We start from the raw sequence: 23672 nt of genomic DNA on the forward strand, positions 1-23672 counted from the left end.
AGGGAGAGTGGCCGGGATGCGGGTTAGTGTTACGTAATAATGAGGTTTTGATTAGCTAATGAATGCTTAATGCGGCTATAACCTTACCTAATCAATCGATCGAGCGGTCCCGCTATGGCCAAACCCAATTTCAATGATCTGCTGGCTTTCGTGACCGTGGCGCGGGTGGGCAGCTTTACCCGTGCGGCGGTACAACTTGGGGTGACGCAATCGGCTGTGAGCCAGGTGGTTTCCGCACTGGAAGATCGTTTGAAAATTCGCTTGCTGACCCGCACCACGCGCAGCGTGTCGCTGACGGCGGCGGGCGAACGATTGCTGGAAGCGGTGGGTCGTCGCTTCGATGAAATCGAGGCCGAAGTGGAAGCGTTGACCGAGCTGCGGGATAAACCGGCCGGCACGGTACGCATTACCTGTGGTGACAACATCATCAAGACAACGCTGCTGCCCAAGTTGACGCCGCTGTTGCAGATGTATCCGGACATCAAGCTGGAATTCGATATCAACTATGGCTTTCGCGATATCGTCGCCGACCGTTTCGATGCCGGCGTACGGTTCAGCGACACGGTGGCCCAGGACATGATTGCCGTGCCCATTGGCCCGCCTATTCGAATGGCGGTCGTTGCCGCGCCAGGCTACTTCGCGAAAAACCCCGTCCCGCAACACCCTCGCGATCTGGCAGCGCATCGCTGTATCGATATCCGTTTTCCCACCTATGACGGCGTGGATGCATGGGAATTCGAACGCCTGGGCAAGAAGCTTAAAGTGCGTGTAGACGGCCAGCTGGTATTCAACTCCACCACCCATATCGCCGATGCTGCGGTGGGTGGGCTGGGCATCGCTTATCTGCCCGAGGACGAGTTTGCCGCGGAACTCGCCGACGGGCGGCTTATCCGGGTATTGGAGGACTGGTGCGAACCCTTCGGCGGCTTTCATCTGTATTACCCCAGCCGCCGACAACCCTCCCAGGCGTTTTCGCTGGTAGTTGATGCGTTGCGGGTTGATCGTTCGCCTCCGACCTCAACACCCGAACGCACGGCCTCTAAAAGTTGATTTTGAAGCCCACCATCGCGTCATACCCATGACTATGCCAGACACTGGGGAGAATCCAGGCGTTGGTGCGCCGCTCGCTCTTGTCGACACCCTCGGTGTCCCAGTCTTTGGCGATGCGTGTACCGAGCCATCTTGTGATTTGCCAAGGCTTAGGGCAGGGTCGACAACACGGACATCTCTGCCGAAGGAGTCAACCATGTCAAAGCTATATCCGAGTATCGATCCGGAGGGGCTGGTCGAGTACTCAGTGGTCTACACCGACCGCTCGCTCAATCACATGTCGCAGTCATTTCAAGGCGTGATGAAGAACATTTCCAGCACCCTGAAACAGGTCTACAACGCCCAGGCTGTTGCGGTGGTTCCGGGCAGTGGCACCTTCGGCATGGAAGCGGTGGCGCGTCAGTTTGCCTCCGGCCAGCAATGCCTGGTGATACGCAACGGCTGGTTCAGCTACCGCTGGAGCCAGATCCTTGACATGGGCAACATCCCGGCGGCCACGACGGTGCTCAAAGCCCGACCGGTCGACCCGGGTCGCCAGGCGGCCTACGCCCCAGCCCCGCTGGACGAGGTGCTGGCAGCCATTGCGGCGCACAAGCCGCAGATTGTCTTTGCCCCCCATGTTGAAACCTCATCAGGGATTATCCTGCCCGACGAGTACCTGCGGGCCGTCGGCGACGCCGTGCATGCGGTGGGTGGCCTGTTCGTGCTGGACTGCATCGCTTCGGGCACGCTGTGGGTGGATATGCAGAAATGCGCAGTCGACGTGCTGATCAGCGCACCACAGAAAGGCTGGAGCGCCTCACCTTGCTGCGCCCTGGTGATGCTCAGTTCGTTGGCCCTCCAGCGCATCGAACAGACGCAGAGCAGCAGCTTCGCCTGCGACCTGAAAAAGTGGCTGCAGATCATGCAGGCCTATGAACAGGGCGGGCATGCCTACCATGCGACCATGCCCAGCGATTCCCTCGCGCGATTCAACGAAGTGATGAAAGAGACGCAAGCCTACGGTTTCGACAAGGTCCGCGCCGAGCAACAGGCGCTGGGCGACCGGGTGCGCGCCATGTTGACCGGCAAAGGCTTCAAAAGCGTGGCCGCTGCCGGCTTTCAGGCCCCTGGCGTCGTGGTGAGCTACACCGATGATGCCGACATCAAGAACGGCAAGAAATTTGCCAGCCATGGCCTGCAGATCGCTGCCGGAGTGCCGTTGCAATGCGACGAGCCGGCCGACTTCCAGACCTTCCGCATCGGTCTGTTCGGACTCGAAAAGCTGCACAACATCGAGCGTACGGTCAGCACCCTCGAGCAGGCACTGGACGAGGTGATGGGGGACGACTCGCACTGACTCAAAGCAGGCTCCACGACACCCCGAGGTACATCGCCATGCCTTCACCGGGCGTGGATCGCGCCGCGTCGAGCCCTTTGTCGTCGTAGCCCGGGGTGACGGTGGCGGCGTAGTGCTTGTCTGTCAGGTTGCGCATGTCCAGCCACGTCTGCCAGTCGCCCTTGGGCGCGTTGTAACCCAGCGTCGCACCGAATATCGCGTAGGGGTCGGCGTAGTAGCTGTTGGCGTAGTCGACTGCCACCTTCGATACCCACTGCGTGTTGAACGCCGCGAAGAAACCCTGTGGCCAGTCGTAGCGCAGTTCGCCCTGGTAGTAGTGCATCGGCAGGCCCGGCAGGCGGTTGTCGCCGAAGCGCTCGTCGTCGCGGTAATGGAAGTCACTGAAGGTGTAGCTCTGGCGCAGGCTCAAACGGCCACCGCGCTCCGGCGACCACAGGGTGCTCAACAAGCTGGCTTCCATACCCTGATGCACGGTCGGGCTGGCGTTGAGTTCGTAGGGTGTGGTGGCGTTGGCATCCGGCAACACCGAGAGCAATTCGTTGTGCACTTGGGCGTAATACCAGGCCAGGCTCCATTGGCCCATCGCGCTGTCGCCGCGACCGCCGAGCTCCAGGGTGGTCGCGGTCTGGTTTTTCAGTTCGATCGGATCGCGCTGGGCACCCGTGGCCGGGCCAGTACCTGCCGGGAATCGAACGTTAGAGCTGTAGATCAGCGACCAGGGGTGCGGCGCCTCCACCGAGCGGCTGAGGTTGCCGAACAGCTGCAAGTCGGGCGTCAGTTGATAGCGCAGCCCCACGCGCGGGGCGTAGTCCCAATCGCTCAGGCTGGTCTTGCCGCCCGTTTCGGGGTAGGTCACGGCGCTTTCTCGGCGGGTATAGAGGGCGGCGAGGCCGGTGGTCAGCCACAGGTCGTCGGCGATCTCCAGATCATTGCCCACGTGCAGCACGGTGTCCGAACCCTGATAGGTGAAGTCGCGAATGTGCGTGCCCGGCGCGTAACCGGCGGTGTTGCCGGTGGGAATGCGCACCTGCTCGCTGGCGCCGGCGTTGGGCAGGTGCTTGGTCACGCGCAGGCCCGTTGTGCTTTGGCTTTGCAGGCCCCAGAGGGTATCGCGACGCTTGTAATCGAACGTGCCGCTGACATCGGTGTACGCGACCTTCAAGCGGTTCGGACCTTCGCGTAAATCCATCGGGTAGTCGTGGTAGACAAGGCCGGTCTGGATGCTCGAATCGTCATCGATGTAGTAGGTGGTCTTGTTGCCGATAAACGTGCTGCCGGGCTGCTCACGGCGGTCATCCCGCGACACGTAGGCGGGGTTGGCTGCCCGTGGATCGTGTTCGATGGAGTCCTTGGTTACCCGACCGGCGAGGTCGTTATCGGTCTGGCGGTAGCGCAGGTAGAAGCGGGTTTCCAGGTTCGGGTTGAAGCGATAACCGAAGTTGGCAATCACCCCCTGGCTGTCGCTGGCGGTGTGGTCCTGATAGCCATCGGCATTTGCATCGGTCATCGACACGTAGTAATCGAAGTCGCCCAGGACTTGCCCGGAGCTGACCTGGCGTTGCTGATAGCCATGGCTGCCGGTCGCGTAGCGCACTTGCAACTTCGGCGCATCGTAGCCGGTGTGGCTGACGTAATCGATGGCGCCACCCAGCGCCAGTGCGCCCCTGTCGAAACCGTTGGCGCCGCGCAGCACTTCCACATGATCGAGCCACAAGGGTTCCAGCAACTCGTAGGGCGTGCCGCCGGGGCCGGTCAGCGGCAGACCGTCGAGCATGGCGTACAACCCCGAGGCGTGGGCGCCGGGAGCACGGTTGATCCCCGAACCACGGATCGAAATCTTCACCCCTTCATTGCCCGCCGACTGCGCATAAATCCCCGGTTGGTAAGCCAGCACATCCTGATTGCTGGCGACGCGGCCCTGCAGAGGGCGGCGCATGTCGACCACGTTGCTGCCGCCGGGCACTTGCGCAAGTCGCTCCTTGGCCTGTTCGATCGACAGATCTTCGCCACTTTGATCCTCAGCCCCGATCAGCACTTGCCCCAGCTCTAGGCCCTGGGCCTCGACCATGGTCGGGCAAACGAGGGCCAGCCCCAACAGCGCAGCGGGGAAGGAAGTGGGCGAGGGCATCGAACGAACTCCAGACATTAGACACGGGCAATGAACATTGCGACGTAAGAATGAACGAAGGGAGCACATGGGAAATTTGCTTTTTTCGTTGAACGAGAACGGGTTGGGGCGGGCAAGCCAGTCTCGTCATCGATAAACGTCTTCAGTCATGCCGGCATAACGTCGCTGCCTTCAACCAACAGCATGCGGTATTCGGCGCCCTTCAGACGATGCAAACGCGCCGCTTGATAGGCCGGGCTGGCATACCACGCGCGTGCTGCGGCCATGTCGGGGAAACGCAGGATCGCAACGCCTTCCGCCGAGGGGCCTTCGAGTACTTCGAGCTGGCCGTAGAAGGCAACGCGGGTGATGTCGTGGCCCGTGCGGGCGGCGGGGGCTTTCTGCGCATACGCCTGCATTTGCGCGGCGTCTTTGGTTTCTTCGCGGATGAAAATGACGTAGGCGGACATGGTTAATTCCTCAGTGAAATCATGCACAGTGCAAAAGCGGGTAGAAGCCGGATTCAAGCCCTGCCGCAGTGATCCGGCAGGGCTCGCGCCAGGGCATGCTCAGCGCAACGCTTCAACGATGGCTTTTGCCAACAGGGCACTGGAGGCGGGGTTTTGCCCGGTCAGCAAGCGTCCGTCGACCACGACTTTTTCCTGCCACGCCGCGGCCGACGAATACTCGGCACCTTCGGCACGCAATGCGTCTTCCAGATTGAACGGCACGTCTGCCTGCGCGTAGCCGGCTTCTTCTTCGTTGGAGAACGAGGTCAGCTTGCGGCCGCGAATCAGCGGGGTGCCGTCCTCCAGTGTCGCGCCGAGGAAGGCCGCCGGGCCATGGCAGACGGCCGCGACAATTTTGCCGCCGTTCCAGGCCCGCTCCACCGCACGCTTGACGTCAGGATCGTTGGCAATATCCACCATCGGGCCCAGGCCGCCGGGGAAGAAGATCGCGTCGTAGTCCAGCACATCCACTTGCGACAGCTTGCGGCTGTTGGCCATGCGCCGGATCGCCGCGCTGTTGCGGAATGCCCGTTGCGCCGGATCGCTTTCGTCGTAACCGTCTTCCGGCGGCGTGCCGCCCAGTGGCGACGCGTATTCGACCGCCACGCCTGCTTCGGCGAACACCTCGTAAGGGTGAGCGACCTCAGGGAAGAAGTACCCGGTGCGACGCTGGTTCGGGCCGATTTCGGCGGTGTTGGTCAGGATGAACAGGACGTGTTTGATGCTCATGATGAATTCCTCGAGTTGAACAGGCTGGAATGGATTTGGCGGATCCCTTTGGATGGGCTAACTTTGCCCCACGCCCAGATATTCGAGAAATTTACTTATCTGATTTTAGATATTCACAGAGCGTTATGAGTCATGCGATACGATCTCAATCTTCTGCCGGTGTTCATGGCGCTGATGGAGGAGCGCAGTGTTACCCGCGCTGCCGTCCGCCTCGGCATTACCCAGCCTGCGTTGTCGAACGCACTGAATCGGCTGCGGGACACGCTGCGCGATCCTCTGTTCATCCGTGAACGCTATGGCATCAAACCCACGCAGTTCGCTGAAGAGATCGCCCCGGTGATCCTGGAAACCCTGGCCAGGCTCGATGAAGTGATCATCGGCCGACAGCATTTCGATCCCGCCACGTCCACCCGGCAGTTCAACATCGCGCCGAACAGCTATGTCGAGATTGTTCTGATGCCGCGCATCATTGCCAGACTTCGGCAGCAGGCGCCCGGGGTCAAAGTGTCCCTGACGCCCTACGGCAATGACCTGACGGAGACGGGGGTGATCTCGGGAACGACCGACATGGCGCTTGGGCGCATCATCGATCCGCCGGATAATTTGATCGTTCAGCATTTGATGGACGATGGCCTGGCCTGCGTCGTGCGCGCCGACCATCCCGATATCGCCGACAGCCTGTCGCGCGAGCAGTACGAGCAGTTGCGGCATGTCAACGTGCTGCCGCCGGGACGGATGCGCGTCGGCCTTTTCCAGGCACTTGAGCGACAAGGACTACGACGTGACCTGGCGATTTCCGTGACGCATTTCCTCGCGGTGCCGGAAATCATCGCGATGACCGATTACTGCGCGACGCTGCCTCGACTGATTTGCCGGCAGATCGCCAAAGACCCGCGGCTCAAAATCGTGCCGTCGCCTGTCGACCTCGGCAGCTTTCCCGTCGAGATCGCCTGGCATGTGCGTTATCGGCAAGACCCGGCGCACCAGTGGTTGCGCCAGCTATTGGTGGAAACTGCGTCTGAGCTGACCGGGGAAACTCTAGAGCCCAGTGAGTGAAAGCGCGGTAAGCGGTGCTCCGGAAAGCACCGCTTACCGCCTTCTGCGTCAGGCGCCTTGCGGAGTTTCTCCGCGTGCCAGTCGAGCGTTGATGTCTTCGATGATCGCCGGCAGTTCGGCGATGGTGTCGATCAGATAATGTGGGCGCGACCCTTCGAACATCTTGGCGATGCGAGTGCGTTCTACCGCCAGTTTGTCTGAGGGCAGGGCTTTGAATTGGTCGTAGGTCAAACCCAGGGCATTGCCGGAACAGGTCAGGGCCACGGTCCACATCCCGGCGCTACGGCCTTCGAGGATGCCCGGCCAGGTGTCATCGACCTTGACGCAGGCAGCGACGTCGCTGATCCCCAGGGCAATCACGTTGGCCAAGGCCTGTGCCGGGTGAGGCCGGCCGTTGGGTACTTCGTCGGTGGCGACGACGTGATCGGCGACGTATCCGTTGTGGCGCGCAAGCTCGACCACTTTAGCCATGACCACCGCCGGGTAACCGGAACAGGAGCCGATCTTCAGCCCCTTGTCACGCAAGGCCGCAATGGCGTCCAGGGCGCCGGGGATCAGCGCCGAGTGCAGGGCGATCTTCTCGATTTGCAGCGGCATGAACCGCTCATACAGTGCGGTGACATCGTCATCGGTGGGCAGGCGATCAAACGCTGCGCGGTAACGTTCGGCGATCTGCGGTTGATTGCACAGCGTGCGGATGTGATCCCACTTGCCCATGCCCATCGGACCCCGTGCTTCCTCCAGCGAAACGGCGACGCCGAATTCGGCAAACGCTTCGACGAAAATCTGCGTGGGGGCGAAGGATCCGAAATCGACAACGGTACCCGCCCAGTCAAGGACGACGGCTTGCAGCTGCGATGGTTGTTGGTAATTCATGGTGATTCTCCATTTTTTGTTGTGGGCCGGCCGTCCCTCTTGTGATCAAGAAGTAAGCCAGTGAGGTGGATCAGAGTGAGTCGGAATCAGGTGGTCGGTATCGGACCGGAATCGAACAGTTCCGCGATCATCGGCCTGTTCCTGCGGATGCCCAGGCAGCACAGGTGGTAGTCGATGGAAAACGGGTGATTGACGAACGTGATCGGTTTGGTGCCCGGGGTTTCGGCGTACTCGACCGCCGAGACGAATCCGATGCCGATGCCCTTGGCGATGGCATGCACGATGGCTTCACGGCTGTTCAACTGCATCACGCAATTCAGCGCAACACCCAGTTGCTTGCAGCTTTCTTCAACCAGCTGACGGGTGCGTGAACTTTTTTCGCGCATGACCCATTTTTCATCGCTGATTTGCTCGACGTGCACTTCTTTTTGCCGGGCCCATGGGTGGTCGTCACGGACCACGGCAATGATCGGATAGCGTCGGTACAACTGGGTATCGAAGCGTTGATCGAATTCCGAAAGCGCCAGAATGGCCACGTCGATATCGAAGTTGAACAGGCGATCCAGGGTTTCCTTTTCAGGTGAGAACGAGGTTTCCAGTTCGATGTCCGGGTGCCGTTGCATCAGTTCATAGGTCAGGTTCATCGCAATCGGCGGCGATACCGCGCCCAGGCGCAGCATGCCGAGCTTGCGTTGCTTGAAACTTTGCAGCAATTGCACGGCTTCATCCTCCTGGCCGAACAAACCCTGGGTGATTGCATAGAGCTGGTGACCCGCTGAACTCATTTCGATAAAGCGGCCCCGGCGATGGAACAACTCGACCGAAAAGCGCTTCTCCAACGCATTGACCTGTTCACTGACGGTCGGCTGCCCGACGCTCAGGTACTCGGCGGCGAGGGTGAAACTGCCGGTCTTCGCCACCGCGTGAAAAGAACGCAGCCACTTGTGGTACTGGTACATGAAATGATCCTGTTCCTGGGTCGTCGCTTGTCGTTCTAGCCCCTTCGTCCGCCATCAACGCCTGATGAACAGCGCGACCACGGCGCTGCACAGGCAGGCACTGGTGACCACGATGAAGATCAACGACGTGTTGCCGGTACTGTCGAGCATACTGCCGATCAGCGGTTCCGCCAGGCCGGCGAACAGATAGGACGAGAAGTTCATCACACCGGTGGCGGTACCGGCGCGCTTGGCACCTACCAGGTCCGGACACAACGCCCAGAAACTGGAAGCGGGGCCGTAGACAAAGAATCCGCAGAGAAACAACGCCACCAGGCCGGTTGCGCTGTGCGGCGCCAGGGTCCACATCCACAGACTGGTGCCGGCACCGAGGACCATGTAGAGCATGATCGCCAGGTAGCGTTTGGAGCCGAACAGTTTGTCGGAAATCCAGCCATTACTGAGGGCGCCGATGGCCATGCCGACCGGCAGGGCAACGGTGATCCATTTCGGATCGAGCAGGCTGTCGCCGCTTTTCCAGTCGGCGCCGAGAAAGTGCACCGGCACCCAGACGATCAGGCCATAGCGCGCGGCGTTCTGAAAGCCGAGGGACAGCGCAGCAATGATCAGGCGGAAGTTTTTCAGCACGGCCTTGTAGCGTTGCGCGGAGGTCTCGGTTTCACCGTGGGCGACTTCGTGACTTTTGTCGTCGGCGTTGGCCACGCCGGTGTCGGCCAGTGGTTCAAAACCCATGTCCTGCGGACGTTCACGGGCCACCAGATAAAAGATGATGCCGCCGGCCAGCATCAGCAACACCGGCAGGCGGAAGATCCAGCGCCACTCCAGTTGCATCACTTCCAGCACAACGATCGAGGTGACGTAGGACAGCACGGAGGCGCAACCGGCCGCGAACACATAAAAGCCATAAACCTTGCCGCGCTCACCGGTGCTCCACCAGTTGGAGATCAGTCGACTGCCTGGCGCCCAGCCCAGCGCCTGGAAGTAGCCGTTGATTCCCCAAGGCAGGATCAGCCCGGCAAAACCGCTGGCGAAACTGGTCACCCAGTTGGCGCCGCAGGACAGCACCGCGCCGAGGGTCATGATGCGCCGGCCACCGAATTTGTCGGCCAGGTTGCCATTGATGGCCTGGCCGATGGCGTAGGCCCAGAGCATGGCGGCCGATACCCAGCCAAGGGTTTCCTTGGACAGGCCGAACTCGGCCTGGATACCGGGTATGGCAAAGCCGAACGTTTGCCGTCCGGTGTAGAAAAACAAATAACAAAACATGGCTGCCAGCAGCATGCGCCACTGGGCGACCCGGAACGATGAAGTGTGTACGGCAAGACCTGGCATGGTTTGGGCACGATTCATGATCTTTTCCTTATTCTTGTTGGGTCCCGGCGACTTGCATCGCGGGGTGCACTCTTTTCAGGTGCAGCAGGAAATCGTCGCGGCTCGTTACGCCGCTGGCAGTGCTGTGTCGGGGGCTGGCAGGCCCTAGGCCGCTCGTGAACCGATGAAGTTCTTGCCGCGTGCACCTTGCATCGCGAAATCGATCATTTGCTGGGCCTGCGTGGCCGTGACGCCGTAGTCGGCGAACTCGGTTTTCACATTGAGGCTGTGCAGGAAGTTGCGCAGCCGGTCCTGGGCGTGGTGCAGGTCATTGCCGAAAATGTGCTGGAGAGTGCGATCGCGTGCTTCGTCATGGCCCCAGGCAAGACCGAGAACCAGCGGCAGGGTGAAGGAGCAGGCGATGCCATGGGGCAGGCCGTGGTGCAGGGTCATTTCATAGGAAATGGAATGGGCCAGGGCAGTCTTGGTGTTGGAGAACGCCAATCCCGCCTTGAGCGCTGCCAATGCCATGCGACTGCGCAGTTCCTTGTTGGACAGGTCACGACTCAGGAGCGGCAAGCATTCGAGAATGTCCGAGATCGCGGAGACGGCGAAGGTGTCGGAAACCGGGTTGGCGTTGATGTTCCAGACCGACTCCAGGGCATGGGACAAAGCATCCAGCCCGGTGGAGATGGTGACGCTGCCGGGAACGGTCAGCATCAATTCCGGGTCGACGATCGCCACTGCGGGCCAGGTGCATTCCAGATGCAGAGAGTATTTTTTGTGGCTGGCGGCGTCCCAGATCGTAGCCCAGGGCGTGACTTCGCTTCCGGTGCCCGCTGTGGTCGGCGCCGCGATCAACAGTTTGCGGCGCGCCGGGGTGAAAGGCTTGCCCGTTGCCAGCAACGCGAGCAATTCGTCAAAACGCCCCGACTCGGTGCCCACGATCAACGTTTTGGCCGTATCAATGGCACTGCCACCGCCGACAGCCACCACCGTATGGCAATCTCCAGCCTCTTGCCAAAAGCGCTCATACGTACCGCGCAGTTGAGCCACATCCGGATTGGGTTGCACATCCTCGATCACATGGATCAAGCGATCGCCGAGCAAGTCGTGGATTCGGTCAACCAACCCCAGCTCCCGGGCTTCGGGGAAGGTGACGAGGGTGACTTTCTGATTTTCGGTGAGGGAGACAAGCTCCTCCAGGCTACCCCAGCCGAAACGCGTATCGACGGGGTTGTGGAATCGGGCAGTCATGGCGGGTCCTTGGTTCTTGTTGTTGGAAGTGGCTCCATGCTCGCGGCCAGGCATCAACTGCACAAATCGATAATTCGCAGGTTCGCATCGGCTGAACCGATAACACAGTGCAACGGGCGCCGACTGCGTCAGCGTCACGCACATAACGGATACGACGCCAGAACGGCGTCGTGGAAGGGAGTAGCGGTGTTGGCAGACCTGCTGTTACTGCTTCGGCTCTTTGACTTCGTCTGGCGAGCCGCTCGATGTCGCGGCATCTTTTTCGGCGGCACTTGTATCCGCCCCGGAGTTGGAGCCCGATGCCTCTTCGCCCTTTTTGTCGGCCTTGTCCGCGTTGGATTCAGCGCCTTGAGCATGGTTGACGCCCGGCAGGGCGGCAGGAGGAACAGCGGAGCCAGAGCTGGCTGTTTCAGCGGCGAAGGCGAAAAGCGAGCCGGTCGACATCAGGCTCGCAAGCAGGAATACAGCGGCTTTACGATTCATGATTCGAGTCTTCCACAGGAGGGGATGTACAACGTTGGAATAGCGGGAGACGGGAAGGTGCTGAGCGGCTGACCAGCGGTTATCAGCGACTAATTACAAGCGTCGGCGACCGCTTTTTCGGCCCGATTGAGTTCCTGCTTGATGTCCGTGGTGATGCGCTGTTTTTTCAGCTCTTGACCCAGGAACGGTTGGTCGCCTTTGGATTTCACTTCCGCATCTTCGGCAACGATCTGCGCTTCGATGACGGCCGAATGTTCGTCGATCACCGCATTGACCTCCGCTTCATTGCGGGCGGTGTCCAGCGCTCGAACCAGTTTGCCGGCCTCGGCTTTTTCCGCCTCGGCATAGCCTTCGACCGACAGACCGGCGGTCATGGCCCGTGCCTGGGTTTTCAGGTCTTTGAGATGCTCCTGATTTGCCAGGCACACCGCTGCCTGGCGCTGGCTTTCGACCTGCTCCCAGCGGTTCAGCCCATAGATTCCGGCACCCACAACGAAAAGGGTCAGGGCGGCACCCAGCACTTTGCTTTTCATATCTCACCCCGCGTGTGCGCCGCGAAACAGTCTTTCGCCATCATTGGCTGACTCCATTCAAGGATAAAAAAGCGTAGCAGACCCCGCATCCAGTTTGCTCGATACATTCTTTACCGGTTGGACGTGCGACGAGAGGAGGGCGCCTCACTATGCACCCTCCTTGTGATAAGGGTATTACCTAGCGTAATGCGGCAAATCCCGTGATCAAGGGGATTTGCCTCAATACCCCGGATCCGGGCGCTGACATAGGCTGGCGTAATGGGAAGCCGTCGATGGCTGACAATTGCCGGAGTGGGTTATGCGTTTTTTTGAATTGATCACTTTTACGGTGCGCGTACGCACGGTGGCGGACGCCCTGACGCGTATCGAGTTCGCGTTGGCACAGCCAGAGGTGGGCGGCAAGCTGATGGGGTGCTGGGCTTCGGAACTGGGCAAGCTGAACCAGATCGCCGTGCTGCGCGGTTTTGCCGACGAAAACCTCAGGCAAGCGGAGCGCGAGCGGTTTCTGCTGGCGGGCGACGTGTTTGGCATCGGTGCGTACATCACCGATTTGCGCATTGAAAACTACAGCCTGTTTCCCTTCCTTGAGCCCCTGAGTGCCGGTCAGCACGGCCCGTTCTACGAGCTGCGGGTGTACGACCTGATCAGCAGCGGCCTGCAACCGACCCTCGACGGTTGGCGCAAAACCATCGAAGCACGCACCGCCGAACCGTATTCACCGGTGTATGCGGCCTTTTACGCCACCGACGGCTCGCTGCCGCGCTACTTGCACATCTGGCCATGGACGACCCTTGAACAGCGCCTGCAAGTGCGCACCCAAGCCGTCGCCGACGGCGTCTGGCCACCGGAAAACTCCGGCCCGCAACTGCAGGACATGTGCTCGACGATTTATCTGCCGGCGAAGTTTTCGCCGTTGCAGTGAAGCGGCGTTCTACGGCGTTGGCTCAAAATCGATCCAGCCTGTAAGCCGCAATCGTCGGTAATCCATGGCTCTGGAAAATGCTCGCCGGTGAGGCCAATTGGGCGATCAGTTCCGCGGTGACCGCTGCCTGCGTCAACCCCAGATGCTGGTGCCCGAAGGCGAGCAGTACCTTGCCGTTGCACGCGCTGTCGATAATCGGCAGCGAGTCCGGCAGGGACGGGCGAAAACCCATCCACGGCGTCGCCGCCTCAGCGTTCAGGTCACGACGGAACAGGCCTTTGCTCAGGCGGTGCAACTGCCATGCGCGCTCCATGCTCGGCGGGCTGTCGAGGCCGGCGAACTCGACGGTGCCGGCCAGCCGCAGCCCGTCGGTCATCGGCGTCATGATGAACTTGCGCTCCAGCGAAGTGACGGCGAACGGCAATCGCTCATGCTCGTGAGGCAGCATCAGGTGATAACCGCGCTCGGTGTCCAGTGGCACCTTTTTACCGGTCAGCCTCTGGGTGAGCGGCGCTGAGTGGGCGCCGCAGGCGATCAGGACCCGGTGGCTGCTCAGCTCTCCCTGATCGGTGATCAGCGACACCCCCCCAGCATCCAGATGTCCGTCCTGCACCCGGCGCTTGAGAAATTGCACACCACTGGCTTTAGCTGCGTGGATCAGTTCGCAGACCACGCGAAAAGGGTCGAGGAAATGCCCGGTGCGCTCGAAGAACAATCCCCCCTGCAGGTGTTCGCTCAGTTGCGGTGCGGCATCGCGCACGGCGTTGGCCTGCCAGCGCTCGACCGGCACCTGTTGCTGGCGCATGCGCGCCTGCAGCGCTTCAATCGCCGGTTGCGAATCGGCGCGTTCGAACACCAGCAACGAACCGTCCTCCTTGAGCAGGTCGGGACGGACGATCGTCTGCAACAGCCGTTGCCACGCGCCGAGGCTGCTTTCATTGAGCGCGCGTATGCCGGCCACCGTGCGCTGGAATGGCGCCGGACGCAGGTTCAACAGTAGCCGGGCAAACCACGGCAGGGCGCGCGGCATGTACTTCCAGTCCAGGCGCAACGGCCCCATCGGGTCCATGAGCATGGCAGGCAAGCGTTTCAGGATCGACAAATCCGCGATGGGAAACACCTGCTCGGTCGCCAGATGCCCGGCATTGCCGAACGAGGCACCATGGCCGGGCTCCTGCTGGTCGACGACCGTCACCCGCAGCCCCAGGCGCGCCAGTTGCAGCGCGCAGGCGACGCCGATGATTCCCGCGCCGATGACGGTTATGTCGTGGCGATTGTTGGCAGTGGATTCGTTGGACATGTCCTAGGCCTCTCTCTGGCCGTCGAGCAGACGCCGCAACTGCAGAGGATTGCCGTGCTGGAGGGCGGCGGGCAGCAAGGTGTCCGGGAAATCCTGGTAGCACACCGGCCGCAGGAAACGCAGGATCGCAGCGGTGCCGACGGACGTCGTGCGTGCATCGGAAGTGGCCGGGAAAGGCCCGCCATGGACCATCGCATCGCACACTTCGACACCGGTCGGCCAGCCGTTGACCAGCAGGCGGCCGGCCTTGCGCTCAAGCACCGGCAGCAAGGCCCTGGCACTTTCCAGGTCGGCATCATCGAGGTGCAGGGTGGCGGTCAATTGGCCTTCCAGATGCTCGGTGACCTGGCGGATTTCATCGTCGCTGGCGCATTGCACAATCAGCGAAGCCGCACCGAACATTTCCGCCTGCAACGCGGCATTCGCCAGAAAATCCGCTGCCTGGGTGACGAACAGGTGTGCCTGGCACTGGTTCGGCGTTTCGCCGCGCGGGCCGACGGCCACGGTTTGCGCGTGGGTATTTTCAGCCAGCGTTTCGACGCCGTTTTCATACGCGCTGAAGATACCGGGGGTGAGCATGGTCTGGGCCGGGCTGCGCTGCACGAGGTTTGCTGCAGCCTTGATGAAAGCGTCCAGGGCCGGGCCTTGGCGAGCCATCACCAGGCCGGGATTGGTGCAGAACTGACCGGCACCCTGGGTCAGCGAGGCGACGAAGCCCTGCGCCAGTGCCTCGCCACGCGCTTCGAGGGCCGCGGGAAATAGCAGGACCGGATTGATCGAACTCATTTCCGCGTAGACCGGAATCGGCTCAAGGCGCGCCTGAGCCGCGTTGATCAAGGCCATCCCGCCGCTGCGCGAGCCAGTGAAGCCCACGGCTTTGATTCGCGGGTCGCTGACCAGGGCGATGCCGACTTCGCGGCCGGAGCCGAACAGTAACGAGAACACGCCTTCTGGCAGCGCGGACTTCTGCACCGCACGGGCCACGGCGCGGCCGACCAGTTCGCTGGTGCCCGGGTGCGCACTATGGGCCTTGACCACGACCGGGCAACCGGCGGCCAATGCCGAAGCGGTATCACCACCGGCCACCGAGAAGGCCAGCGGAAAATTGCTCGCGCCAAATACGGCTACCGGCCCCAGCGCTATCTGGCGCTGACGCAGGTCCGCGCGTGGCAGCGGCTGGCGTTCCGGCAATGCCGCGTCGACCCGCACGTCCAGCCATTCTCCGGCGCGCACGGTGCGGGCAAAGGTGCGCAGTTGCTGGCAGGTGCGGCCACGTTCACCCAGGATGCGCGCACGCGGCAGACCTGTTTCGGCCACGGCGCGATCGATCAACTCATCACCCAGGGCTTCGATTTCAGCGGCAATGGTTTCGAGGAATTCGGCGCGGGTCGCCAGTGAGGTCTCGCGATAACGGTCGAAGGCTGCCCATGCCAACGCGCACGCCTGTTCGACATGCTCGCCGCTGCCGCCGAGGTAGGCCGGCTCCAGCGGCAGGTCGGTGGCTGGATTGATCGCCCGAATCGCTTCACGGCGACCGGTGATTGCTTGCTGACCGATCAGCATGTTGCCTGTGAGAGTCATGGCATTTCCTGAAAAAAAGAGGAGGGGACGAAAATAAAAGCGGCGCGACCGGCGCGCCGCCGTGCAGGCGAACAGAACGTCAGGCGACGTTCTGTTCGGCCGACCAGTGCTCGTACCACTGGCGGAACAACGCGTACTGGTTCTCGGCGTAACGACGCTGGGCATCGCTGAGGGCATCGGTTGGGTTGAAGTGCAGGGCGTATTCCTTGTCGCCGTTGAGCACCATCAGGTGTTTGTAATAGAGCACCAGGTCGCAGCCTTCGTCGAAGGACGACAGCACCGCCAGGGCCGCTTCCAGTTCCCGAGCCTGACGGCGGGCCTTGGCGTCGCCTTTGGCGGCTTGCTTGCTCAGGGCCACCAGTTGCAGCACTTCGCGCGGCAGCGCATTGCCGATACCGGTAATTGCGCCGGTGGCGTTGCAGTTGACGAAGCCGTGCACCACTTGGGTGTCGACACCGACCATCAAGGTTACGTCGTTGTCCTGGGAGGTGATGTGTTCAGCGGCGTAGCGCAGGTCGGCGGCACCGCCGAATTCCTTGAAGCCGATCAGGTTCGGGTACTCGCGACGCAGTTCGAAGAACAGGTCCGCGCGGGTCGCGAAGCCGTAGTAAGGGCTGTTGTAGATCACTGCCGGCAACCCCGGCGCCGCCTTGAGAATTGCCGCAAAGTGCGCTTTTTGCGCGGTAGCCGAAGCGCCACGGGACAGCACGCGCGGAATGACCATCAGGCCATGGGCGCCGACTTTGGCGGCGTGGGCCGCGTGGGACACGGCTTCGCGGCTGTTGACCGCCCCGGTGCCGACGATGGTCGGGATGCCGGCGGCAACCAGGCGTGCCACGCCTTCCTGACGCTCGGCTTCGGTCAGCAACGGCCAGTCACCCATGGAACCGCAGTACACGACGGCGCTCATGCCGATGTCGATCAGCTCGCGACCCTTGGCCACCAGTGCGTCGAAGTCCGGTTTGCGCTCAGCGGTGCATGGGGTCATCAGTGCAGGCATGCAGCCAGTGAAAATGTTGTCGCTCATTGTTGTAACTCCTTGAAGCGTTCATTCAGCTCTGTTGAGGGTGTAGGCGCCGCGAGGGCGGCATCCGGCGCGGGGCTCAAATGCCCCACGCAAAGGGATCCTGTTCGTCGATCAGCAGCGTGGCGTCAGCGGTCATGTAGGCGCGGCCGGTGATGGATGGGCGCACGCGTTCGCCTTCCCATTCATAGCTGCCGACAAACCGGCTGCCGGTGATGCTGGCCTGGACCCAGCGCTCACCGGCGGCGAGTTTCCCGTCGGCCGCCAGGCAGGCGAGTTTGGCGCTGGTGCCGGTGCCGCAGGGCGAACGGTCATAGGCTTTGCCCGGGCACATGACGAAGTTGCGGCTGTCGGCCTGATCGTCGTCGGCGAACAGTTCGACATGGTCGATCAGCGCGCCGTCTTCGCCATGAATGCCTTGCGCTTCGAGGGCCTTGAGCATCGCCCAGGTGTATTCGGTCAGGGCTTCGACGTTGTCCATCTGCAACGTTTTGCCATGGTCGGACACCAGGAAAAACCAGTTGCCGCCCCAGGCGATATCACCCAAGACACGGCCATGGCCAGGCACGTCCACGGGCACCTGCTGGCGGTAGCGGTAAGCCGGGACGTTACGCAGCGTGACGTTGCCGTCAGCATGCAACGTGGCGTTGACCGGGCCGACCGGCGTGTCGATCTTGTGCTCGCCAGGGCCGATCAGCCCCAGGTGCTGCAACGAGTTGACCAGGCCAATGGTGCCGTGACCGCACATGCCAAGATAGCCGGCGTTGTTGAAGAAAATCACACCGCACGCGGCATCCGGTGATACCGGTTCGCAGTACAGCGCACCGACCAGCACGTCGTTGCCACGGGGTTCCAGCAGGCAGGCCCGACGCCATTGGTCATGCTGGTCGCGCAGGGCATCGCGCTTCTCGGCCATGGTGCTGCCCGCCAACTGCGGAAAGCCTTTCATTATTAGGCGAGTGGGCTCGCCGCCGGTGTGGGAATCGATGATGTGTACCTGTTTCATATACCGTCCAATGAGAGGGGCACCAGGTGCCTGAATCAGCGAGATGTCTGGATGGATGCGCCGATCGGGCGCGGGCCGGCAGCGGTGCTGGTGCGTGGCACGTCGGATTCGTTTTCACCATCCTCGGCGTCCAGTCGAACCAGATGTGCCGGCACACCGGTTGCTGCGCCCCAGCAGTAGATGCCCATGGCGCAAGCGGCGACGACCAGCGTGTCAAAAGGATGGGTGAGGACACCCAGGCCGCCGAAGCTGCCGAGCCACGACAAGACGATGGTCACCGCGTAGAAACCGATCAGCCATGCCGATGAGCGCACCTGCTGGGCCAGGCTCAGGTGTTGGGTCGGCACGAAGCGAGCACACAGCAGATAAATCACGAACATCAGGATTTGCAGGCCGAGCAGCCAGGACACGGTGTTCCAGCCGGACCAGTAGACGATCAGCGAGGCGATGACGAACGACACCGGACCGAGAACGCACATCCACTTGACCCGGAACGGGCGCGGCATGTCCGGGGCGTTGCGCCGCAGGGCGGCCACGGTCACCGGCGCCACGGCATAGCTCAGTACCAAGGCGGCGGAGACGACGTTGATCAGGGCTTCCCAGGACGGGAAGGGCAGGGTCCAGAACACCGACAGGGCGAAGGTCAGCCACAGCGCCGGGCGCGGGATACCGGATTTTTCGTCAATGCGGGTAAAGACTTTGAAGAAGGTACCGGTTTGCGCCCAGCCGTAGATCACCCGTGGCGTGGCGTTCATGTAGATGTTGCCGCACCCGCTTGGGGAGATCACCGCGTCGGCGACCACCAGATAAGCCAGCCAGCCGACACCCAGTGCCAGGGCAATGTCGCGGTAAGGCAGTGCCAGTTCCTTGGTCACACCGGCCCAACCGTTGGCGAGCATTTCAGTCGGCACGCCGCCGAGGAATGCCACTTGCAGCAGGACATAAATTGCCGTCGACAGCAGCACGGAAAGGATCAGCGCAATCGGGATGGTGCGTTGCGGGTTCTTCACTTCGCTGGCCACCGAGATGATCGGTGTCAGCCCCAGGTAAGCGAAAATGATGCCGCCGGCAGACACCGCCATCTCGACGCCGGACAGGCCGAATGGCGCAAAGCCCTGAGCCTGGAAGTTCGCCGGTTTGAAGAACGTGAACAGCACGCCGATCACCAGCAGCGGCACGATGAACTTGAACACGCTGACCAGGTTGTTGGCCTTGGCGAAGGTTTTCACGCTGCGATAGTTGAGCAGGAAGAACAGGCAGAGCAGGCCAAATTGCACGAGCCAGCCCAGCACCGTAGGGTCGCTGGAACCGGTCTTGGTCAGCTCGGGAAACCAGGCGGCGGCGTATTGGCGCGAGGCGACCACTTCAATCGCGACCAGGCTGGAGAAGGCGATCAGGGTGATGAAGCCCATCAAGTAACCGAGCAACGGGCCGTGGGAATAAACCGGGTAGCGAACTACGCCGCCGGCACGGGGCAGTGCCGCGCCCAATTCGCAGTAGACGATGCCCAGCAGCAATACCGCAAAACCGCCCAGCAGCCAGGAAAAGATCCCGGCCGGCCCCGCAATCGCGGAAACGTGACTGGCTGCGAACAGCCAGCCGGAACCGAAGATGGCCCCCAGCCCGATAAACGTAAGGTCTATCAATGAAAGTTGTTTTTTGAACTTGCCGTTGCCTGACATAGGGTCGCCTTCTTGTGGGTTATTGGATAGGCAGGTGTGATGTCACTGATAACGCTGTCGCCGGTGTCGCCGAAGGCAGCAATGGCGATAGATTGAACTCGCCGGGGCGGGTGCGATTGATGGTTTGTGCAAGTCGCGATGACGAAATCGGCACAATGCCGAACGCGGATCCGTGGCGCCGATCCCGTCTCGACAGCGCTCCGGCCTTGGGGCAAGCTGCCGGACTTTCGTCGATCCGGACCGAGGGAGAGAGACTCATGACGCAGAACGCCTTTGCGATCCTGTGCCAGGCCAACGAGCAGCATCGCCCTGAAACCATGGAGCAATTGCTGGCAGGCGTGGCGCTTGTGCTACCGATGCTGGACGTCATCCCCAACGCCGCGATCTTCATCAAGGATGTTCAGGCACGTTACGTCATGGCCAATCAAACGCTGGTGCAGCGCTGCGGCCTCAAGCAGTTGCAACCGTTGCTGGGTAGAACCAGCGCCGAGGTTTTTCCCGAGCAATTGGGGCCTGGCTATACCGAACAGGATCGACGGGTGCTGGAGCAGGGTCTTGTCCTGGAAGACCAGCTCGAGCTGCATCTGTACGGCAGTCGCGAGCCCGGTTGGTGCCTCACGCACAAACGGCCACTGTACAACCGCCAGGGTGAAATCATGGGCCTGGTGGGCATTTCGGTTGACCTGCAATCGGCCAGCGACACCCATCCGGCATACCAGCGCCTGGCAGCGGTAGACGAACACATCCGCACCCATTTTCACCGTCGCGTCAGCCTGGGCGAGCTGACGCGTATCGCCGGCATTTCGGTGGCGCAGCTGGAACGGTACTGCAAGCGCGTGTTCCACCTGACGCCGCGCCAGATGATCCAGAAAGTGCGCCTGGAACACGCGCACCGTCTGCTCCACACCGATATGCCGATCACCGATGTCGCCTTGCAGTGCGGCTACACCGACCACAGTGCTTTCACCCGCCAGTTCAAGGCGCTGACCGGTTTTACCCCGCGCCAGTATCGGCAGGCAACGGGCGGTTGAAGAGGGCCGGGATTTCTCTCCTGACTTGCCATGTCGAGCGTTTGACCTTGGACTAGACTCACGCGGTTAGTGTGCGAGTCGAGTCTCCAGCAACGGGCTGCCTAACGTCAGTCACTGGCAATTTTGAGGTCTTGGTCATGGCAAAGGATAAGAAAAAAGCGGCGAAGGGTTCCACAGAAGACCTGAAGTTGAAGAACAAGGACTATCTGGAACAGCTGCGCCGGTTGCACGTCGAGATGGTCAAGCTTCAGGAGTGGGTGAAAGAGCACGGCATCAAGGTCTGCATCGTGTTCGAAGGGCGCGACGGCGCGGGCAAGGGCGGGACGATCAAGGCCATCACCGAACGGGTCAGCCCCCGGGTCTTTCGCGTGGTGGCGTTGCCTGCGCCGAGCGAGCGTGAAAAAAGCCAAATGTATGTCCAGCGCTATTTGCCACACCTGCCGGCGGCGGGCGAGGTGGTGATCTTCGATCGCAGTTGGTACAACCGCGCGGGCGTCGAGCGCGTGATGAACTTCTGCACCCAGGAACAGGTGGACACCTTCCTCAAGTCAGTCCCTCATGTGGAGCGCGCCATCGTCGACTCCGGGGTCATCCTGCTCAAGTACTGGCTCGAAGTCAGCCCCGAAGAACAGACCCGCCGCCTCGAAGCGCGAATCAAGGACGGGCGCAAAATCTGGAAACTGACACCCATGGACCTCAAGTCATACAGCCGCTGGTTTGACTACTCGCGAGCCCGTGACGACATGTTCGCAGCGACCGACTCCGATCACGCGCCGTGGCTCGTGGCCAACTCCAATGACAAGCGTCGCGCGCGGCTCAACATCATCAGCGATTTGCTCAGTCGCATCCCCTATAAGGACGTGCCCCGCGAGAAGGTGGTGCTGCCCAAGCGGCAGAAGCCAGGCGGCTATCGGGAACCCGATTACCCACTCAAGCGCATCGCCGAGAAATTCTGACCGTTACCGTCAGCGAACCTGCGACTCACAGAAAGGGGCCACTGTCCTATGAGCCATTCGGATGCTTCGCCTTCCGACCCGGAACCGGGCCGGATCGCACGCAGGGACGCGGCAGGCGATCAGTCTGGCTGGAGTCGCTGGTTTCCCGGGCTGCGCACGCTGCGTGGCTATCACCTGTCATGGTTGCGCCACGACCTGGTTGCCGGCCTGGTGTTGACCACGATGCTGGTGCCCGTCGGCATCGCCTACGCCGTGGCCTCGGGGGTGCCGGGTATTTATGGCCTGTACGCGACCATCGTTCCGCTGCTGGCCTATGCGCTGTTCGGTCCCAGCCGGATTCTGGTGCTGGGTCCCGACTCGTCACTGGCGGCGGTTATCCTTGCCGTTGTCTTGCCGCTGTCCGGAGGTGATCCGCAGCGGGCCATTGCGCTGGCGGCGGCGATGGCCATTGTCTCGGGGGCGGTGTGCGTGCTGGCCGGCATTGCCCGTTTGGGGTTCGTGACCGAGCTTCTGTCCAAACCGATCCGCTACGGCTACATGAACGGGATCGCCCTGACGGTCCTGATCAGCCAGGTACCCAAGCTCTTCGGCTTCAAAATCGAATCCGAAGGCCCGTTGAGAAGTCTGTGGGAGATCGCGACATCGATCATGGCGGGCAAAACCAACTGGATCACCTTTGCGGTCGGTGCTGCCACGCTGGTGGTTATCCTGCTGCTCAAGGGCCATAAGCGCGTGCCGGGCATCTTGATTGCCGTGGTTGCCGCAACGGTCGCCGTGGCCGTACTGGATCTGGCGGCAAACGCCGGGGTCTCGGTGCTCGGCTCTCTCCCACAAGGCTTGCCGGGTTTCGCCATTCCCTGGATCACCCGCGCCGACATCGTCCCCGTGCTGATCGGCGGGTGCGCCGTGGCGCTGGTTTCCTTTGCCGACACCAGCGTGCTGTCTCGCGTGTACGCGGCGCGGACCCGGACCTACGTTGACCCGAACCAGGAAATGGTTGGCCTGGGTGTCGCCAACCTGGCCGCCGGTTTCTTCCAGGGGTTTGCCATCAGCAGCAGTTCATCGCGCACGCCCGTGGCCGAAGCCGCCGGCGCGAAAACCCAAATGACCGGTGTGGTCGGCGCGTTGGCCGTTGCGCTGTTGTTGGTGCTGGCTCCCGACCTGCTGCGCGACTTGCCCAACAGCGCCCTGGCTGCGGTGGTCATCGCATCGGCCATTGGCCTGATCGAAATCACTGACCTGCGACGCATCTATCGCATGCAGCGCTGGGAGTTCTGGTTGTCGATCGTCTGCACCGTTGGCGTCGCCGTGTTTGGCGCAATCGAAGGCATTGGCCTGGCCATCCTGATCGCGGTCATTGAGTTCCTGTGGGATGGCTGGCGTCCGTATTCCGCCGTGCTGGGGCAGGCGCAAGGGGTCAAGGGCTTTCACGATACCCAGCGCTATCCCGACGCGCGCCTGATTCCCGGTCTGGTGCTGTTTCGCTGGGATGCCTCCTTGTTTTTCGCCAACGCCGAACTGTTCCATGACCGGGTGATCGACGCCCTGGCGGCCTCGCCAACGCCGGTGCGCTGGCTGGTCATCGCCGCAGAACCGGTCACGAGTGTCGATGTGACCTCGGCCGACATGCTCGCCGAACTGGACGAAACCCTGCGCGCAGCGGGCATCGAGTTGTGCGTGGCCGAAATGAAAGATCCGGTCAAGGACAAGCTCAAGCGGTTCGGGTTGTACACGTTGCTGGGGGAGGCGGCGTTTTTCCCAACGATAGACGATGCGGTCGACAGCTATCTGCAACAGTACGGTAACGGATAAATCGTCTTGTCATGACGCGCCAAAGTGCGCCCTCGTTTCAGCCTGCGAAAAATTCTGCGCCTCGCTCATCAACCACGTTGAACTCCCGACGGAGCTCCTCCGTCCCTTGCTATGAGGGGCTCAGGGCAATTCAGCTGCGTAGTCCCAAC

At 61.7% G+C, this 23672-nt stretch carries 21 protein-coding genes; 7 read left to right on the forward strand and 14 right to left on the reverse strand.

Annotated features, from left to right (window positions below):
* The first annotated feature begins 114 nt into the window (after positions 1-114).
* Together KHO07_RS11830 and KHO07_RS11835 are read left to right on the forward strand one after the other, a co-directional pair.
* Entirely contained in the window at positions 115-1050 is a 936-nt protein-coding gene (locus tag KHO07_RS11830; protein ID WP_212627280.1) for a LysR family transcriptional regulator, read from the forward strand.
* A 196-nt stretch (positions 1051-1246) separates the two neighbouring features.
* The gene (locus KHO07_RS11835) at positions 1247-2389 is read left to right on the forward strand and encodes an aminotransferase class V-fold PLP-dependent enzyme (RefSeq protein WP_212627281.1); all 1143 of its coding nucleotides are present in this window, start codon (positions 1247-1249) and stop codon (positions 2387-2389) included.
* A 1-nt stretch (position 2390) separates the two neighbouring features.
* On the opposite strand, the gene KHO07_RS11840 is transcribed toward KHO07_RS11835, so the two are convergent.
* The 3 genes from KHO07_RS11840 to KHO07_RS11850 form a co-directional block, all read right to left on the reverse strand.
* A complete protein-coding gene (locus tag KHO07_RS11840; protein ID WP_212627282.1) occupies positions 2391-4517 on the reverse strand; it encodes a TonB-dependent receptor in 2127 nt (708 codons plus the stop codon).
* Between the two features lie 146 nt (positions 4518-4663).
* A complete protein-coding gene (locus tag KHO07_RS11845) occupies positions 4664-4966 on the reverse strand; it encodes a DUF1330 domain-containing protein (RefSeq protein WP_150734493.1) in 303 nt (100 codons plus the stop codon).
* Positions 4967-5065: 99 nt separating this feature from the next.
* Positions 5066-5734, reverse strand: a complete 669-nt coding sequence (locus KHO07_RS11850; protein WP_212627283.1) for a type 1 glutamine amidotransferase domain-containing protein — start codon at positions 5732-5734, stop codon at positions 5066-5068.
* Positions 5735-5866: 132 nt separating this feature from the next.
* Between KHO07_RS11850 and KHO07_RS11855 the strand changes: the two genes are divergently transcribed.
* Entirely contained in the window at positions 5867-6790 is a 924-nt protein-coding gene (locus KHO07_RS11855) for a LysR substrate-binding domain-containing protein (protein ID WP_212627284.1), read from the forward strand.
* Between the two features lie 48 nt (positions 6791-6838).
* On the opposite strand, the gene phnX is transcribed toward KHO07_RS11855, so the two are convergent.
* From phnX to KHO07_RS11885, 6 genes are all read right to left on the reverse strand, one after another.
* The gene (gene phnX / locus KHO07_RS11860; protein WP_150734490.1) at positions 6839-7666 is read right to left on the reverse strand and encodes a phosphonoacetaldehyde hydrolase; all 828 of its coding nucleotides are present in this window, start codon (positions 7664-7666) and stop codon (positions 6839-6841) included.
* An 86-nt stretch (positions 7667-7752) separates the two neighbouring features.
* Positions 7753-8625 (reverse strand): LysR substrate-binding domain-containing protein, encoded by an 873-nt coding sequence (locus KHO07_RS11865; RefSeq protein ID WP_150734489.1) that lies wholly within the window; start codon positions 8623-8625, stop codon positions 7753-7755.
* Positions 8626-8679: 54 nt separating this feature from the next.
* Positions 8680-9975, reverse strand: a complete 1296-nt coding sequence (locus KHO07_RS11870; protein ID WP_212627285.1) for an MFS transporter — start codon at positions 9973-9975, stop codon at positions 8680-8682.
* 126 nt (positions 9976-10101) lie between these two features.
* Positions 10102-11193 (reverse strand): iron-containing alcohol dehydrogenase PsrA, encoded by a 1092-nt coding sequence (gene psrA / locus KHO07_RS11875; RefSeq protein ID WP_212627286.1) that lies wholly within the window; start codon positions 11191-11193, stop codon positions 10102-10104.
* A 204-nt stretch (positions 11194-11397) separates the two neighbouring features.
* On the reverse strand, positions 11398-11676 hold the full coding sequence (locus tag KHO07_RS11880; protein ID WP_212627287.1) for a hypothetical protein: 279 nt from the start codon (positions 11674-11676) through the stop codon (positions 11398-11400).
* Between the two features lie 89 nt (positions 11677-11765).
* On the reverse strand, positions 11766-12209 hold the full coding sequence (locus KHO07_RS11885; RefSeq protein ID WP_244858288.1) for a hypothetical protein: 444 nt from the start codon (positions 12207-12209) through the stop codon (positions 11766-11768).
* 298 nt (positions 12210-12507) lie between these two features.
* Between KHO07_RS11885 and KHO07_RS11890 the strand changes: the two genes are divergently transcribed.
* Positions 12508-13131 (forward strand): NIPSNAP family protein, encoded by a 624-nt coding sequence (locus tag KHO07_RS11890; RefSeq protein ID WP_212627288.1) that lies wholly within the window; start codon positions 12508-12510, stop codon positions 13129-13131.
* Between the two features lie 22 nt (positions 13132-13153).
* Here KHO07_RS11890 and KHO07_RS11895 read toward each other — a convergent pair whose 3' ends face one another.
* The 5 genes from KHO07_RS11895 to KHO07_RS11915 all read right to left on the reverse strand — a co-directional run bounded on the left by KHO07_RS11895 (position 13154) and on the right by KHO07_RS11915 (position 19724).
* A complete protein-coding gene (locus tag KHO07_RS11895) occupies positions 13154-14431 on the reverse strand; it encodes an FAD-dependent oxidoreductase (protein ID WP_212627289.1) in 1278 nt (425 codons plus the stop codon).
* A gap of 3 nt (positions 14432-14434) precedes the next feature.
* A complete protein-coding gene (locus tag KHO07_RS11900; protein ID WP_150734483.1) occupies positions 14435-16012 on the reverse strand; it encodes an aldehyde dehydrogenase (NADP(+)) in 1578 nt (525 codons plus the stop codon).
* Between the two features lie 79 nt (positions 16013-16091).
* Positions 16092-17039, reverse strand: a complete 948-nt coding sequence (locus KHO07_RS11905) for a dihydrodipicolinate synthase family protein (protein ID WP_212627290.1) — start codon at positions 17037-17039, stop codon at positions 16092-16094.
* A gap of 76 nt (positions 17040-17115) precedes the next feature.
* Positions 17116-18042 carry a 4-hydroxyproline epimerase gene (locus KHO07_RS11910; protein ID WP_150734481.1) on the reverse strand — a complete coding sequence of 309 codons (927 nt, stop codon included), beginning with the start codon at positions 18040-18042 and terminating at the stop codon, positions 17116-17118.
* A 35-nt stretch (positions 18043-18077) separates the two neighbouring features.
* The gene (locus KHO07_RS11915; protein WP_212627291.1) at positions 18078-19724 is read right to left on the reverse strand and encodes an APC family permease; all 1647 of its coding nucleotides are present in this window, start codon (positions 19722-19724) and stop codon (positions 18078-18080) included.
* A gap of 257 nt (positions 19725-19981) precedes the next feature.
* On the opposite strand from KHO07_RS11915, the gene KHO07_RS11920 reads away from it, so the two are divergent.
* The 3 genes from KHO07_RS11920 (at position 19982) to sulP (ending at position 23523) form a co-directional block, all read left to right on the forward strand.
* The gene (locus tag KHO07_RS11920) at positions 19982-20755 is read left to right on the forward strand and encodes an AraC family transcriptional regulator (RefSeq protein WP_150734479.1); all 774 of its coding nucleotides are present in this window, start codon (positions 19982-19984) and stop codon (positions 20753-20755) included.
* A 137-nt stretch (positions 20756-20892) separates the two neighbouring features.
* The gene (gene ppk2, locus KHO07_RS11925) at positions 20893-21711 is read left to right on the forward strand and encodes a polyphosphate kinase 2 (RefSeq protein ID WP_212627292.1); all 819 of its coding nucleotides are present in this window, start codon (positions 20893-20895) and stop codon (positions 21709-21711) included.
* 48 nt (positions 21712-21759) lie between these two features.
* A complete protein-coding gene (gene sulP / locus KHO07_RS11930; RefSeq protein ID WP_212627293.1) occupies positions 21760-23523 on the forward strand; it encodes a sulfate permease in 1764 nt (587 codons plus the stop codon).
* The last annotated feature ends 149 nt before the right edge of the window (positions 23524-23672 follow it).

This window comes from Pseudomonas sp. PP3 (assembly GCF_905336995.1).
Taxonomy (GTDB): Bacteria; Pseudomonadota; Gammaproteobacteria; order Pseudomonadales; family Pseudomonadaceae; genus Aquipseudomonas; species Aquipseudomonas reinekei.